Annotated in this window: 17 protein-coding genes; 10 read left to right on the top strand and 7 right to left on the bottom strand. The window is 29.0% G+C overall.

Features of this window, described 5'->3' with window-relative positions; genetic code table 11:
* Window positions 1–15: 15 nt before the first annotated feature.
* From gyrA to L8U00_RS06860, 4 genes are all read left to right on the top strand, one after another.
* Window positions 16–2,601, top strand: a complete 2,586-nt coding sequence (gene gyrA / locus L8U00_RS06875; protein ID WP_263708999.1) for a DNA gyrase subunit A — start codon at window positions 16–18, stop codon at window positions 2,599–2,601.
* A gap of 60 nt (window positions 2,602–2,661) precedes the next feature.
* Complete coding sequence (locus L8U00_RS06870; protein ID WP_257397303.1) at window positions 2,662–3,180, top strand: LPP20 family lipoprotein; 519 nt, start codon at window positions 2,662–2,664, stop codon at window positions 3,178–3,180.
* On the top strand, window positions 3,156–3,602 hold the full coding sequence (locus tag L8U00_RS06865; RefSeq protein ID WP_263708998.1) for a hypothetical protein: 447 nt from the start codon (window positions 3,156–3,158) through the stop codon (window positions 3,600–3,602). Before L8U00_RS06870 ends, L8U00_RS06865 begins: the two co-directional genes overlap by 25 nt.
* 62 nt (window positions 3,603–3,664) lie before the next feature.
* A complete protein-coding gene (locus L8U00_RS06860) occupies window positions 3,665–4,867 on the top strand; it encodes an ABC transporter permease (RefSeq protein WP_263708997.1) in 1,203 nt (400 codons plus the stop codon).
* An 11-nt stretch (window positions 4,868–4,878) separates the two neighbouring features.
* On the opposite strand, the gene L8U00_RS06855 is transcribed toward L8U00_RS06860, so the two are convergent.
* Genes L8U00_RS06855 through L8U00_RS06845 form a run of 3 tightly spaced genes read right to left on the bottom strand, consistent with a single transcriptional unit; the run spans window position 4,879 to window position 6,305 of the window.
* A complete protein-coding gene (locus L8U00_RS06855) occupies window positions 4,879–5,436 on the bottom strand; it encodes an SCO family protein (RefSeq protein ID WP_263703067.1) in 558 nt (185 codons plus the stop codon).
* A 3-nt stretch (window positions 5,437–5,439) separates the two neighbouring features.
* A complete protein-coding gene (locus tag L8U00_RS06850) occupies window positions 5,440–5,886 on the bottom strand; it encodes a hypothetical protein (RefSeq protein ID WP_263708996.1) in 447 nt (148 codons plus the stop codon).
* Window positions 5,886–6,305 (bottom strand): copper chaperone PCu(A)C, encoded by a 420-nt coding sequence (locus L8U00_RS06845; RefSeq protein ID WP_263708995.1) that lies wholly within the window; start codon window positions 6,303–6,305, stop codon window positions 5,886–5,888. The genes L8U00_RS06850 and L8U00_RS06845 overlap by 1 nt, the downstream gene beginning before the upstream one ends.
* 110 nt (window positions 6,306–6,415) lie before the next feature.
* On the opposite strand from L8U00_RS06845, the gene L8U00_RS06840 reads away from it, so the two are divergent.
* The 3 genes from L8U00_RS06840 to L8U00_RS06830 are packed head-to-tail and all read left to right on the top strand — an operon-like array spanning window position 6,416 to window position 8,656.
* Window positions 6,416–7,402, top strand: coding sequence for a L,D-transpeptidase family protein (locus L8U00_RS06840; RefSeq protein ID WP_412175032.1), 987 nt, complete (start codon window positions 6,416–6,418; stop codon window positions 7,400–7,402).
* On the top strand, window positions 7,402–8,409 hold the full coding sequence (locus L8U00_RS06835; protein WP_263707273.1) for an alanine racemase: 1,008 nt from the start codon (window positions 7,402–7,404) through the stop codon (window positions 8,407–8,409). Before L8U00_RS06840 ends, L8U00_RS06835 begins: the two co-directional genes overlap by 1 nt.
* A 37-nt stretch (window positions 8,410–8,446) precedes the next feature.
* Window positions 8,447–8,656, top strand: a complete 210-nt coding sequence (locus tag L8U00_RS06830; protein WP_012661838.1) for a hypothetical protein — start codon at window positions 8,447–8,449, stop codon at window positions 8,654–8,656.
* 2 nt (window positions 8,657–8,658) lie between these two features.
* On the opposite strand, the gene L8U00_RS06825 is transcribed toward L8U00_RS06830, so the two are convergent.
* The 4 genes from L8U00_RS06825 to hemB are packed head-to-tail and all read right to left on the bottom strand — an operon-like array spanning window position 8,659 to window position 12,739.
* The gene (locus L8U00_RS06825; protein ID WP_263708994.1) at window positions 8,659–9,927 is read right to left on the bottom strand and encodes a (Fe-S)-binding protein; all 1,269 of its coding nucleotides are present in this window, start codon (window positions 9,925–9,927) and stop codon (window positions 8,659–8,661) included.
* Between the two features lies 1 nt (window position 9,928).
* A complete protein-coding gene (gene hemN / locus L8U00_RS06820) occupies window positions 9,929–11,284 on the bottom strand; it encodes an oxygen-independent coproporphyrinogen III oxidase (protein ID WP_263664195.1) in 1,356 nt (451 codons plus the stop codon).
* Window positions 11,271–11,756: a DUF2603 domain-containing protein gene (locus L8U00_RS06815; protein ID WP_257397313.1), complete on the bottom strand. Its 486-nt coding sequence runs from the start codon at window positions 11,754–11,756 to the stop codon at window positions 11,271–11,273. Before L8U00_RS06815 ends, hemN begins: the two co-directional genes overlap by 14 nt.
* Before the next feature lie 2 nt (window positions 11,757–11,758).
* Window positions 11,759–12,739 carry a porphobilinogen synthase gene (hemB, locus tag L8U00_RS06810; protein WP_263708992.1) on the bottom strand — a complete coding sequence of 327 codons (981 nt, stop codon included), beginning with the start codon at window positions 12,737–12,739 and terminating at the stop codon, window positions 11,759–11,761.
* 69 nt (window positions 12,740–12,808) lie between these two features.
* On the opposite strand from hemB, the gene ribA reads away from it, so the two are divergent.
* Genes ribA through L8U00_RS06795 form a run of 3 tightly spaced genes read left to right on the top strand, consistent with a single transcriptional unit; the run spans window position 12,809 to window position 14,315 of the window.
* Entirely contained in the window at window positions 12,809–13,369 is a 561-nt protein-coding gene (ribA, locus tag L8U00_RS06805) for a GTP cyclohydrolase II (protein ID WP_263708991.1), read from the top strand.
* Between the two features lie 2 nt (window positions 13,370–13,371).
* Complete coding sequence (gene rsmG, locus L8U00_RS06800; protein ID WP_412175147.1) at window positions 13,372–13,959, top strand: 16S rRNA (guanine(527)-N(7))-methyltransferase RsmG; 588 nt, start codon at window positions 13,372–13,374, stop codon at window positions 13,957–13,959.
* A complete protein-coding gene (locus L8U00_RS06795) occupies window positions 13,953–14,315 on the top strand; it encodes a hypothetical protein (RefSeq protein WP_263708990.1) in 363 nt (120 codons plus the stop codon). The genes rsmG and L8U00_RS06795 overlap by 7 nt, the downstream gene beginning before the upstream one ends.
* Window positions 14,316–14,324: the final 9 nt, after the last annotated feature.

Below are 14,324 nucleotides of genomic sequence, written 5' to 3'. Positions count from 1 at the left end.
ATTTTAAGGATTTTTATGGAAAATATTTTTACTAAAGATTCAGATATTGAAAATATAGATATAGAAAGTTCTATAAAGAGTAGTTATTTAGATTATTCTATGAGTGTTATTATAGGCCGTGCTTTACCTGATGCTAGAGATGGGCTTAAACCTGTTCATAGAAGAATTTTATATGCTATGAATGATTTAGGTGTTGGAAGTCGTAGTGCGTATAAAAAATCAGCGCGTATAGTGGGTGATGTTATCGGTAAATACCATCCACATGGTGATACAGCTGTATATGATGCTTTAGTAAGAATGGCACAAGATTTTTCTATGCGTTATCCAAGCGTAGATGGGCAAGGAAACTTTGGTTCTATTGATGGTGATGGTGCTGCTGCGATGCGTTATACTGAAGCTAGGATGACGATTTTAGCTGAAGAACTTTTGCGTGATATAGAAAAAGATACAGTTGATTTTATATCAAATTATGATGATTCTATGAGTGAGCCTGATGTTTTACCTGCTAGGGTGCCAAATTTATTACTTAATGGTTCAAGTGGTATTGCAGTAGGTATGGCTACCAATATTCCTCCGCATAGCTTAAATGAGCTTATTGATGGTTTGCTTTATTTAATTGATAATAAAAATGCAAGCTTAGAAGAAATAATGCAATTTATCAAAGGCCCTGATTTTCCAACCGGTGGTATTATCTTTGGTAAAAAGGGTATTATAGAAGCTTACCGCACAGGTCGTGGTAGGGTAAAAGTAAGAGCAAAAACTCATATTGAAAAAAGAGCTAATAAAGATATTATTGTAATAGATGAACTTCCTTATCAAACCAATAAAGCAAGATTGATAGAGCAAATTGCTGAACTTGCTAAAGAAAAACAAATCGAAGGCATTGCTGAAGTTAGAGATGAGAGTGATAGAGAAGGAATTCGCGTAGTAATTGAGTTAAAACGCGATGCTATGAGCGAGATTGTGTTAAATAATCTTTTTAAATCTACCACTATGGAAAGCACTTTTGGTGTAATTATGCTTGCTATACATAATAAAGAACCAAAAGTTTTTTCTTTAATTGAACTTTTAAATTTATTCTTAAATCATAGAAAAACTGTAATTATTAGAAGAACTATTTATGAGCTGCAAAAAGCTAGAGCTAGAGCGCATATTTTAGAAGGTTTAAAAATTGCACTAGATAATATTGATGAAGTGATAGCTTTGATTAAAAACTCTCCTGATAATCCAACGGCTAAAAATTTATTAATGCAAAAATTTGGCTTAAGCGAGCTTCAATCTAATGCGATTTTAGATATGAAATTAGGTCGTTTAACAGGACTTGAAAGAGAAAAAATCGATAATGAATTAAGAGAATTATTAGCAGAAATTGAAAGACTTGATCAAATTTTAAAAAGCGAAATTTTGCTTGAAAATTTAATCAAAGATGAGTTGAAAGAAATCAGAACAAAATTTGATGTACCAAGAATTACTCAAATTGAAGATGACTATGATGATATTGATATAGAAGATTTAATACCAAATGAAAATATGGTAGTTACTATCACTCATCGTGGCTATATTAAGCGTGTTCCAAGTAAGCAATATGAAAAACAAAAACGCGGTGGTAAAGGCAAGGTCGCGGTTACAACTTATGATGATGATTTTATAGAAAGCTTCTTTACGGCAAACACACATGATACTTTGATGTTTGTTACTGATCGTGGGCAACTTTATTGGCTTAAGGTATATAAAATTCCTGAAGGAAGTAGAACTGCTAAAGGTAAAGCTGTGGTTAATCTCATTAATCTGCAAGCAGATGAAAAAATCATGGCAATTATTCCAACTACTGATTTTGATGAGAGCAAATCATTGTGCTTCTTTACTAAAAATGGTATCGTAAAACGCACAAATTTAAGCGAATATCAAAATATTAGAAGCGTGGGTGTAAAAGCGATTAATCTAGATGAAAATGATGAGCTTGTTACTGCAATTATTGTAGCAAGAGATGAAAGTGAAATTGTAAATATAAATACAGACGAAAACTTAGAAGCAGAAGATAATCTGGAAATTGAAACAAATGAAAATAGCGAAGAGCTTGAAATTGTTAGTGGTAAAATGCTTTTTGCGGTTACTAAAAAAGGTATGTGTATTAAATTCCCACTTGCTAAAGTTAGAGAGATTGGCCGTGTAAGTAGAGGGGTGACTGCGATTAAATTTAAAGAAAAAGATGATGAAGTTGTGGGTGCTGTTGTTATAGAAAATGACGCTCAAGAAATCTTAAGCGTAAGTGCAAAAGGTATAGGTAAGCGTACTGATGCAGGTGAATATAGACTTCAAAGTAGAGGTGGTAAGGGTGTAATATGTATGAAGCTTACTGCTAAAACAAAAGATTTAATCGGAATAGTTATAGTCGATGAAAGTATGGATTTAATGGTATTAACAAGCAGTGGTAAGATGATACGCGTTGATATGCAAAGTATTAGAAAAGCAGGTAGAAACACAAGTGGTGTGATTGTCGTTAATGTGGAAAATGATGAAGTGGTAAGCATTGCTAAATGTCCTAAAGAAGAAGATGAGGAATTAGATGCTGAAACTAATATGGATTTAAATTTAGAATAGTAAAATTCTGGAATGCTTTTTGCTATCTTAAATAATATCAAATAAATTGAAGGTGTAAAAATGAAAAAAGTTATTTTTATGTTTTGTTTGGCTTTAGGTTTTAGTGCGTGTGCACTAGATCAAAGAGGTGCGAAACCTGCTCAAGCTCAAGCTACTCAAGCTGCAAGTTCTGATGTTGTAGTTCAAAAAGTAGACAAAGATGATGTGCGTAATATCATTAGAGAAGAAAAAATGCTTGCAAATGATACAAGCACAGACAATGATTTAACTTTTACAGCAGTGGGTGAGGGTATTGCTCCTTTAAATACAGTTTCTGTTGGTCAAGCTTTGGCTTTAGCTAAAAGAGCAGCAATTACTGATGCTTATAGACAATTAGCTAGTAAGTTATATGGTGTAAGAGTTAATGGTAAAGATACAGTAAAAGATGCAATGCTTAAAAGTTCAACTATTACAGCACAAGTAAATGGTTTGATTAAAAATGCAAGTGTAGTTGATCAAGACTTTAAAGATGGTCTTTATAGAGTAAATGTAGAACTTAAAATCGATGCTGACAAGTGGAAAGAATTGTTTGCTTATTAATCCTTATAATTTTTAATGCTACTGCCCAAGATGAATTTATATTTTGGGCAGAACTCTCTAATAAAAATTTAATCCTTTTTCATCAAAATGAAACTATTTCTATGGCTATGACCAAGAGCAAAAAAAAGAATTTAGAATATGCTTGTGAGTTAGTTTATACATCAAGTGACTTGAAGTCTTTAGTGCGCAATGATTTTGGCATGGTAGATGAAGAGAAAATGACAAAATTAGATAAATTTAATTTTTTAAATACTCACAAAAATGATTTAATTGATTGCTTTTTTAATGCAAAAATAGATGTAAAAGATTTTGTAAAAAGTGAACAAGCAAGCGCTCAAAGTGAAACTTATGTAAGAATTTTACCTTTAAGATTTATAGTTGAATTTCATGATAATAGTGCTTTTGTATATTATCTTAAATAAATACAAAGCTAGCTTTTATAAAAATCAAGTTAAAATACTTAAAAAAATATTAAGAGTATAAAATGCAAAAAAGTATCCCTCGTTATTTATTATTTAAATATTTGCGTTTTGATAAAGATCAACCCTTTATCATGCTTTCAAAAATTTTAGCCTTTTTAGGCGTGAGTATAGGGCTTTGCGTGCTTTTAGTTGCAATGGCTATTATGAATGGTTTTGATAAGGAATTTGAAAGAAAACTTTTTACTATGAATTATCCTATCACTATATTGCCACGTTTTGGAGCAAGTGTGGATGATAAATTATTACAAGAATTAAGAATCAAATTTCCAAATTTATTATTTAGTCCTTATATTGCTACTCAAGTCATAGCAAGAAATGATTTAAAATTAGAAGGCGGTATGCTTTTTGGGGTTAATTTTGAAGATGAAAAAAAGATCAATGAAGTAGTAGCTCAAGCTTTAGGAGATAAAAAATTAGATAATTTTGATATTTTAATTGGTAAGGGTTTAAAAGATGAATTTGGACTAGATGATAATGAAAAAATAACTCTAATTTTTTCAAATCTAAATGCTAGTGGTCTTTCGCTTATCCCGCAGGTTAAAAGATTTGATGTTAAGGCTGATTTTTCTTCAGGGTTATTAGCCTATGATAAAGCTTATATGTATACAGATGCTAAAGCCTTAGCTAAAATTTTATCATATCCTCAAGGAAATTATGATGGAGTGCATGTGTATTCAAATAAACCCTTTGAAGATATTAAACAAATTGATGCTTTTTTGGGTGCAAGATATGCTAGCATAGGTTGGTGGGAACAAAATGGGAATTTCTTTGCAGCTCTTGCTTTAGAAAAAAGGGCTTTGTTTATAGTATTAATGTTGATTATTTTAGTTGCAAGTTTAAACATAGTAAGCTCTTTATTGATGATAGTGATGAATAGACGCAGCGAAATAGCTTTATTGCTTTCCTTAGGTACTAGTAAGCTAGAGATTAAAAAAACCTTTTTTTCTTTAGGGTTTTTAATAGGTGGAAGTGGTATTATAGCAGGTGTGATTCTTGCAGCTATAGCTTTATGGGTGCTTGGAAATTTTGATATTATTTCTTTGCCAAGTGATGTTTATGGTATGAGTAAATTGCCTTTAGAACTTTCTTTAGTTGATTTTTGTATTACACTTTTTGGAGCTATTGTGATTGTAAGTTTATCTTCTTATTATCCTGCCAAAAAAGCAACTCAAGTAGATATTTTAGATACTTTAAGAAACGAATAAATTGTAAAAGTTTATTCGTTTAAGAATTTTTGAATTTCGTTAAAAAAGCTTTCATAACTAATATCTTTTATGGTTTTAATAAATTTTCCATTCTCATCGATCAGATAAAATTCACCACTATGCGCTATAGAATATCCCATAGCAGAATCTTTAAGATTGATTTTTTCATATACCACACCATAATTTTTAGTAACTTTTTCTAATTCTTTTTCATCTTTAGCAACTAAAGCGGTAGAATTTGGATAAAAATATTTTACCCATTGACTAGTTTGAGTTAGATTGCTATCTCTTGCTGGATCTAGTGAGATAAACACCACATGAGCTTTTTCTTTATTTGGCATTTTTTCTAAAACATTGGCAATTAAGGCAAGTTCACTAGGGCAAACATCAGGACAATATGTATAACCAAAATATACAATCAATTTTTTACCGATAAAATCTTTTAAACTAAGCATGCCTTTTTCAGAATTTAAGTGAAAATTGTATTTGTTATTTTCAAAATATTGCACTGATATAAAAAACACCCCAAAAATTACCACAATTAATAAAAAAATATTTATTTTTTTCATACTTTACCTTTTTACATCAAAGTCAAAATAAAAATCTAGTGGAGTTTCATCATCAAAAAGTTCTATTCTAAAACGCATCACATCTAGTGTACAAGAACTTAAAACTAATTTAGCATGATAAGTGTTGTTGATTTTTTTAAATTGTGGAACAATATCTCCCATATACATATTAAGCCCATAAACTCTAGCGTTTAGTTTTTTAAACTCACCTAAATTAGTGATATTTAAATCAAGTTCATTTAGTGTAGTTATAGGCTTTGGATTTAAATTTATCAAGATTTTTTTATCTTTAAAATTATACTCACACTCTTGGATATTTAGATCGCATGCTAAAGGCGTTAGAGTGGTGATTAACTCTCTTTTTTTCCCAGAATTTGTTGAATTAGTATAAAAATAAGTCCCGCATATAGCAAAGATTATAGCTAGGGCAAAGATAAGTAGATTTTTCATTATTTTTTAATACTTCTTGACTTAATATCTTTTAGTTCAATTGTGCTATTATCATCAAAATAAAGTGTTAAATTAGCTTTGGTTTGAGGTGTGATATTTTCTTTAAGATTTAGTATCATAATATGCATGCCACCTGGCTTAAGTTCAGCGCTTGAATTGGCTTTTATGGTAATTTGAGGGATTTGCACCATCATTTTTTTACCATTTTCCATGATATGATCGTGAATTTCAGTTGTATCACTTAATGAGCTTTGAGCTTTTATTAGTTTTATATCTTTATCAGAGTTGTTTTTAAGTTCCAAAAAAATTGCTGTTGTTTTAGAATTTGGCGGAGTTTGTCTAACATAAGGATCATTTATAGTGATTTCATTTGCAATAGCAAAGGTGCTTAATATAGCTAAATTAAGTAATTTTTTCATTATCATTCCTTTATATTTTTTAGTCAATCATAAACATTATACACGGAAAAAATTAAAAATATATTTATTGTAAAAATATTATAATTATCTCTTTGTTGTTTTAAATTTTAATAGAAAGGTATAAATTGTTTAAAACTATATTAGTATTATTTAGTCTGGTTGTATTTGTAAATGCAAGTGATCTTGCAAAAATTTATTTAAATCAAGGTATTGATGCAGTTGAAAAGGTGTTAGAGCAAGAATTAAGCAAGAAAGATTTTTGGCTTGATGAGATAAAAGATAAAAATGTTAGCCTTGGTTACTACGAAGAAAATGTAGCTATTGTATTGACTAATAAAAGCGACAAAATCATTAGAGTTTATCATTATAATGATGGAAAAGTAGAAAAGAAATTTATTCAAAAAGATGTTTTAACTGGTTTGGCTGGAGATAAAGAAATAGAAGGGGATTTAAAAACTCCTATAGGTTTTTATGAGCTTGGAAAGAAATTTTATCCTGGTGACCCATATTATGGACCATTTGCTTTTGCGACAACTTATCCAAACGTTTTAGATAAAACTTTAGGTAAAACAGGTGGTGGAATTTGGATTCATGGATATCCTTTAGATGGAACGCGTTTAGATACTTATAAAACTAGAGGTTGTATTGCTGTACAAAATGATTTACTAGAAGATTTTAATAAATTAGTCGCTGATAGAAAATCATATGCAATGACAGAGGAAAAAAATAAAGTAAGAACAAACCATGAAGAAGTTGCTATTTTGTTAGCAAATTTATTTGCTTGGAAAGACAGTTGGCAAAAAAGTGACATTGACAAATACTTATCTTTTTATGATCAAAAAATATTCAAGCATAAAAATAAATTTTCATATGAGCAGTTTGCAAAAAACAAACAAAGAATTTTTGCTAAAAAAGAAGAAAAAACTATTAAATTTTCAGATCTTAGCATAAGTCCTTATCCAAATGAAAAAAATGAGAAGATTTTTAGAATAGGATTTTATGAAGATTATCGTAGTACTAATTATAAATTCAAAGGAGAAAAAGTTCTTTATGTTAAGCTAGTTGAAGATAAAATGCAAATTTTAGCTGAACAATAATGGCTTATATAAAAATCGATCGCTTAGCTTATGAGTATAATCTTGACCTAATAGCCTCTAAGGCTGGAGGTTATGAAAAAGTAATTTGTGTTTTTAAAGATAATGCTTATGGTCATGGAGCTAAACTTTTAGCTCCTATAGCTAGAGCAAAAGGTATAAATTTTATAGCCGTAAAAAATGAAGACGAAGCAAAAGAGCTTGAAAATATTTTTGATAATATCTTAATTTTATCTCATCATCCACATGGAAATGAAAGTGAAAAATTTATTTATGCATTAAATGCAAAAAATGACATAAAAAAGCTTAAAAAAAATACAAAAATTCATTTAGTCATAGATACAAATATGCATAGAAATGGAATTTTACCTGAAGAAATTCAAGAAGTGATGCAAGGGTTAAAAAGTAATAATTTGATACTTCATGGAGTGATGATGCATTTTGCAGGAAGTGATGAAGTAGATGCAAGTTATTTTGTGCAAAAACAAAAATTTCAATACGCTAAAAAGTTAATTTATAATTTATTACAAGAAGAGGCTAAGAACTTAGTATTTCATTCTCATAATTCTGAAGCTTTATTTAGAGCAAATATTTTAGAAGATGATGAGTATTGTAGAGTAGGGCTTGTACAATTTGGTTATGCACATTTTAATAAAGACTTGCGTAAGGTTTTGAGTTTATGGGCTGAAAAATTAAGCCAAAGAGTGTTAAAAAAAGGTCAAAGTGTTGGTTATGGTGGAATGTATAGTGCAAAAGAAGATATAGAAATAGCAACTTATGATTTAGGTTATGCTGATGGGCTTTTGCGTTATGATGGTAAAAAAGATTTTTTTCTTCCTAATGGTAAAAAAATACTTGGAAAAATGTCTATGGATAGCTTTTCTTGCGAGAATGATAGTGAGGTAATTTGTGTTATGAATGATGCAAATGTTATGGCCAACTTTTTTAATACTATTAATTATGAAATTTTAGTAAAACTTTCTCCAAATTTAAAAAGAATTGTAATTTAAGATAAAAAGTACTAATATATCTAAAGAAAGGATAAATATGGCATTTTTAAATTGGGCTATTTTAATTTTATTTTTATTTATAGTGTTTTTGCTGATTAATCGTTATGAAAGAAAAATAAAGATTTTGCATAAAAATATAGAGATTTTAAAAAATGAATGCAAGAAAAATAGTGAAAACATAGAACAAAATAGAATTTTAATAGAAAAAAATAGGTCAAATATTGAAGATATTAAACATCAAGATTAGTTTTAATCTTGAAGTGTTTTAGCTATAAGTTCTAATGGGTGTAAAAATCTTGTGGAAATTTTTTCATGCTCTAATGCATTTGAAATTTGCATTCTACAAGCTGAGCACTCTGCGCTAATGATTTCTACATTACTTTTTTGTATGTTTTGAGCTTTTTTTATGCCAACTTGCAAAGCTTTTTCATAATGATCAGTTTGCATGCTAACTCCACCAAAACCACAGCACTCATTTGACTTGATAAGTTCTTTAAAAGCATAATTTTGCTTTAGTAAAGCTCTTGGTTCTTTAAAAACTCCTTGCATTTTTCTTGCATGGCAAGGATCATGATATGCGATTTTTGTATTTATTTTTTTCTTTGTTTTTAAAAGTTCTTCTAAATTAGTGTATTCATAAAAATATTTTGTTGCAAGTAGTATTTTACTGGAAATATTTTTAGCTCTTATTGCCCATTCTTTATCATTTTGCATATGGAAAAAATGTTCATAGTCTATATTAATCATCGCAGAGCAGGTCGCTTCTGGGATAATGATATAATCTAGTGTTTTTAATTTTTCCTCAAAATAAATGATATTTTTTTTAGCTAATTTTTCTACGCTGTTAAAATCTCCGGTAAAATAATGAGGAGCACCACAACAAGATTGATTTTTTAATAAATCTACATTAATTTTAAGATGTTTACAAATTTCAAGCAAGGCAAAACCTGTATTAGTGTAGGAATAATTAGATAAACAACCTATAAAAAGTCCTATAGTTTTTTCGCCTTGATTGTTTATAAAATCAGGATTAGAGGCTAAAAAACTTTTCTTAGCTAAAGAAGGCAATAAGCGGTCTTTTTTGATTAATGGTAGGCTAAATTTAGCTTTCATTCCTAAATTTTTATGTTGCAAGCTAAAAGCACAACTTTGAAAAACATAGCCTAATCTTGCTAAGATATCTAAAATCTTTCTGTGTCTTAAAAAAAAGAAAGCAAGCTTTTTATACCATGCTATGCCAAATTTTTGAGCTATATCAAAGCGCGCTTTTTCAATAGCACTATCTACTCTTAAATGACTTGGACAAACTTCAACGCAATTTGTGCATAAAAAACATGATTCGAAAGTTTTTTTAAGATTTTTATCAAGTTCTAGTTCTTGATTTTTATAAGCACTAATTAAATCCAAAAAACCACGAGGAGAAGTGCTCTCATCGCGGTTTATCTCGTGTATAGTACAAACTGGTATGCATTTGCCACATTTTACGCAAGCATTAGAAATTTCATTAACATTTAGCATATTAAACCGTTTTAGAAAATACTTTTTTGTCTTCGCTAATGCGTTTTAAATATTTATCAAAACACATAGCAATATTACGTATTAAAAGTACTCCTGTTTCATTAACCTTGATATGGTTTTTATCTATAGTGACAAATTCGCCAAGTTCTTCAAGTTCTTTTAAATCTTGTTTAAAATATTCAAAAAAATCAATCTTAAATTTATTTTCTATATTTTTTATATTAAGTGCAAAATTACTCATAAGTTCCATAATAACAGCTTTTCTTAATTCATCATCATCATCAAGCATAATACCTTTTTCACAAGGTAATCTACCTTCATCAATAGCTTTTTCATAACTTGGCATGTCTTTGAAATTTTGCATATAATGTCTTTGTCCTTCGCCTATACTTGTTAAGCCAATGCCAATTAAATCAGTTCCACCTTTTGTAGTATAACCTTGGAAATTTCTATGCAAGCTACCATTTTCTAAAGCTTTAAAAAGTTCATCTTGTGGTTTTGCAAAATGATCCATTCCTATCATTTTATAACCATTTTGAGTTAAAAATTTTTCACAGTATTCTAAAATCTGAAGTTTTACATCAGGGCTTGGTAATGTGCTTTCATCGAATTTTCTCATATTTTTTTTAAGCCAAGGCACATGTGCATAGTTAAAAATAGCAAAACGATCAGGATTGATTAGTAATGCTTTTTCTAAAGTTTGCTTAAAACTTTCTAGGCTTTGATAAGGAAGACCATAGATTAAGTCCATATTTACTGAGTTAATTCCCTTTTTTCTTACCATATCTACTGCATTTTTGGTTAATTCAAAAGGTTGAATTCTATGAATTTCCTTTTGAACCTTTTCATCAAAATCTTGCACGCCAAAACTAATACGGTTAAAACCATTTTGAATCAAAACATCAGCTTGTTCTTCATTTAAAAATCTAGGATCAATCTCACAGCTTACTTCACTATCTTGGGTAAAATTTGGAAAAATGCTTTTAATTTTTAAAATCAAACTTTGTAATTGTTTGGCGCAAAAGAATGTAGGTGTACCACCACCAAAATGCATTTGAGCTACTTCTCTTTGGGTATTGATGATATTTGCTAAAAGATCAAGTTCTTTAAAAAGATAATTTAAATATCTTTCTTTGCTTTCTTCTTTAGCAGTATATATTACATTACAACCACAAAAATAGCAAGCGCTTCTACAAAAAGGCAAATGAAAATACAAAGACAATTGTGCTTTTTGATCTTTTAAAATTTGTATATAATCTTCATATTTAAACTGAGTGTTAAATTCCACTGCAGTAGGATAAGATGTATATCTTGGGCCTGCTTTGGAGTATTTAACAAAGCTTTTATAATCTTTCATTTGGTTTTACCTTTTGCATCATTTCTTTCATGTTAATAAACAAATTAGGATGTTTAGCATGAATATTGCTAATTAGTTGATCTAAATCAATATTTACTTCTTTTACGCCTTTGGCAACTTGATGTTTAATCTCATCCATAGCAACCGTCCAAACATCGTTAAAATCAATAGGAATTTGTTGATAAATAGCCTTTTCTAATTTGAGTTCAAAATTATCTTTTTGCACCTCTTTGGCATTTTGTAAAAACTCAATTAGGGTTTTTACTGAAAACATAGTTTTAACTTCGCCATTTTCATCTACTATAAACCATGGTTCAGGTGCTAATTCATGGCCATTTTTTAAGCTTAATTTTTTTTCTTTTTCGTTTATATGAGTTAGATGAAATATGGTTTGATTGTGTTTTTCTATACCCAAATAATTTGATAATTCATTAATGATATCTTGAGAACTTTTTTTACTTAGACTATCCAATCTTACTCCTTGTTTAATAATTTTGCAATTTCTTTTGCATGATAAGTTATGATAAGCTTAGCTCCTGCTCTTTTAAATGCAAGCATAGTTTCAAGTACTATTTTTTCATAATCAATCACGCCTGCTTTTTGACCTGCTTTTAATAAAGCATATTCACCACTTACATTATACACACAAAGTGGAAGTTTGGAATGATTTGCTATATCTTTAACTACATCTAAATACGCAAGTGCTGGTTTAACCATCAAAATATCAGCACCTTGTTTTTCATCTTCTAAGCTCTCACATAAGGCTTCTTTACCATTAGCAAAATCCATTTGATAGGTTTTTCTATCCCCATAGCTTGGCGCAGAATCAGCCACATCTCTAAAAGGCCCATAATAAGCTGAGGCAAATTTAGTAGAATAAGCCATAATAGGTAAATTTTCAAAATCATTTTCATCTAAAGTTTTTCTTAAAGTTTCAATAATGCCATCCATCATACCGCTTGGTGCTATCATATCAGCGCCGTTTTCGGCATGAATTAGAGCTTGTTTGGCTGAAATTTCTAAAGTTAAATCATTATCCACGCTTTTGCTTTTTGGATCAATAATACCACAATGACCATGATCAGTATACTCACAAAAACAAAGATCGGTAATCACTACTAAATTAGGAAATTTTGCCTTAATAGCTCTTAGACTTGTAGCAATCAAACCATCATCGCTCAATGCATCACTTCCACAGCTATCTTTTTTAGAACTTTCTAGCACACCAAATAAAATAATAGCTTTAATGCCAAGACTAATTAGTTCTTCGCATTCTTTTAAAATTTCATCTAAGCTCATTTGAAACACACCTGGCATAGATGCGATTTCATTTTTAATATTAGTACCATTTACAACAAAAAGGGGGTAGATTAAATCATCTAAATTTAAAGTATTTTCTTTCACTAGACTTCTAATATTCTCATTTAGTCTTAATCTTCTAAAGCGTTTAAACATAAATTTCCTTTTTGTTTGTTAAAATTGCTTAAATTCTAGCATATTTTTTGTAAAAAGGTGAAGAAAATAATGACTATTCAAATTTCTGAAATAGCAAAACTTCCCACTCGTTTTGGAGAATTTAATATACAAAGTTTTAAAGAAAATGACAAAGAGCATCTTTGTATTTTTAAAGGAAAATTAGAAAAAGAAGTTAATATTAGAATCCATTCAGAATGTTTAACAGGTGATGTTTTAGGAAGTTTAAAATGCGATTGTGGTGAGCAACTTGACTTTTCATTAAAATATGTCCAAGAGCATGGTGGTATGGTGATTTATCTAAGACAGGAAGGAAGAGGCATAGGACTTTTTAATAAAATCAATGCTTATGCTTTACAAGATAAAGGTTTTAATACTATAGAGGCAAATCATCAATTAGGATTTAAAGCAGATGAGCGTAGTTATGAAATAGTAGATTTTATACTTAAACATTATAAGATTACTAAGATTAATCTTTTGACTAATAATCCTGAAAAACTTAGCTCTTTAAAAGGAAAAGTAAATTTAAGAATTCCTATTTTAATTGAAGCAAATCGTTTTAATAAAGATTATTTGGAAATTAAACATACGCAAATGGGGCATTTAAATTGAAAATTTATGAAGAGCAATTAAATTTTTTAAAAGATTTTGCAAATAAAGATGATTTCTACCAAAGAATCGCGCTTTATAAAGAGTTGTTAAAAAAATTTAATGCTGTGCATAATCTAACTCATCTTGAAAACATAGACGACAATATTATTGATAGTATAAAAATTTTAGACTATTGTGATTTGACTGATAAAAAAAAGATTGTTGATGTTGGAAGTGGGGCTGGTTTTCCTGCAATATTTTTAGCATGTATTTTGGAAAATAGTAATTTTTTTCTATTTGAGCCCAGTGTTAAAAAGGCTTCTTTTTTAAGAGTGATTAAAACTGAGCTTAATTTGATAAATATAAATATCATAAAAGAAAAATTACAAAATCATTTACCTTTCAAAGTAGATTTAATCACATCAAGGGCTTTGATGGATATAAAACCTTTGATTGAAATTTCAAATGGTTTTTATGATGAAAAAACTTCATTTTTGCTTTATAAAGGTAGTGATGTTTATGATGAACTACAAGGAATGAAAGATTATAAAATTTTCAACCGTGGTTTTAGAAATTATTGTCTTTTAAAAGTAAAGGAAAAGCTATGTTAATTTTTGGACATCCTTTGATAAATATGCAAAAATTTAGTCATTATGAAAATATTTTTATTAAAACCAATGTGAATTGTTTTGAATATGATGAATCGGTTATTAAAAATGCAAAAGATGAAAAAGTAGATTTTGGTATTTTTGTTAAAAACGAAGAAGAAATTTTACTTTCTAATGCATTGGGTGCAAAATACATTTTAATAAAAGATGAAAATTTGGCAAAAATTGCATCAAAGATGGCCGAGTTTTATATGTTTGATTCTAAAATTTTATTTTTGCTTAATACTTTAAAAAATAACCTGAAAAAAGCTTATGAATTAAATGTAGATGGAGTTTGCTTAAAATCCTTCATCAGCTAAACTAAACCC

The organism is Campylobacter sp. IFREMER_LSEM_CL2256, assembly GCF_025771645.1.
Taxonomy (GTDB): Bacteria; Campylobacterota; Campylobacteria; order Campylobacterales; family Campylobacteraceae; genus Campylobacter_D.
The sequence above is the reverse complement of the archived record's forward strand: the minus strand, read 5'-3'. Positions and strand labels throughout refer to the sequence as shown.

Coding starts and splice junctions, on each gene's coding strand:
- gyrA (WP_263708999.1), top strand. CDS start 16: ATGGAAAATATTTTTACTAAAGATTCAGATATTGAAAATATAGATATA.
- L8U00_RS06870 (WP_257397303.1), top strand. CDS start 2,662: ATGAAAAAAGTTATTTTTATGTTTTGTTTGGCTTTAGGTTTTAGTGCG.
- L8U00_RS06860 (WP_263708997.1), top strand. CDS start 3,665: ATGCAAAAAAGTATCCCTCGTTATTTATTATTTAAATATTTGCGTTTT.
- L8U00_RS06855 (WP_263703067.1), bottom strand. CDS start 5,436: ATGAAAAAAATAAATATTTTTTTATTAATTGTGGTAATTTTTGGGGTG.
- L8U00_RS06850 (WP_263708996.1), bottom strand. CDS start 5,886: ATGAAAAATCTACTTATCTTTGCCCTAGCTATAATCTTTGCTATATGC.
- L8U00_RS06845 (WP_263708995.1), bottom strand. CDS start 6,305: ATGAAAAAATTACTTAATTTAGCTATATTAAGCACCTTTGCTATTGCA.
- L8U00_RS06835 (WP_263707273.1), top strand. CDS start 7,402: ATGGCTTATATAAAAATCGATCGCTTAGCTTATGAGTATAATCTTGAC.
- L8U00_RS06830 (WP_012661838.1), top strand. CDS start 8,447: ATGGCATTTTTAAATTGGGCTATTTTAATTTTATTTTTATTTATAGTG.
- L8U00_RS06825 (WP_263708994.1), bottom strand. CDS start 9,927: ATGCTAAATGTTAATGAAATTTCTAATGCTTGCGTAAAATGTGGCAAA.
- hemN (WP_263664195.1), bottom strand. CDS start 11,284: ATGAAAGATTATAAAAGCTTTGTTAAATACTCCAAAGCAGGCCCAAGA.
- hemB (WP_263708992.1), bottom strand. CDS start 12,739: ATGTTTAAACGCTTTAGAAGATTAAGACTAAATGAGAATATTAGAAGT.
- ribA (WP_263708991.1), top strand. CDS start 12,809: ATGACTATTCAAATTTCTGAAATAGCAAAACTTCCCACTCGTTTTGGA.
- L8U00_RS06795 (WP_263708990.1), top strand. CDS start 13,953: ATGTTAATTTTTGGACATCCTTTGATAAATATGCAAAAATTTAGTCAT.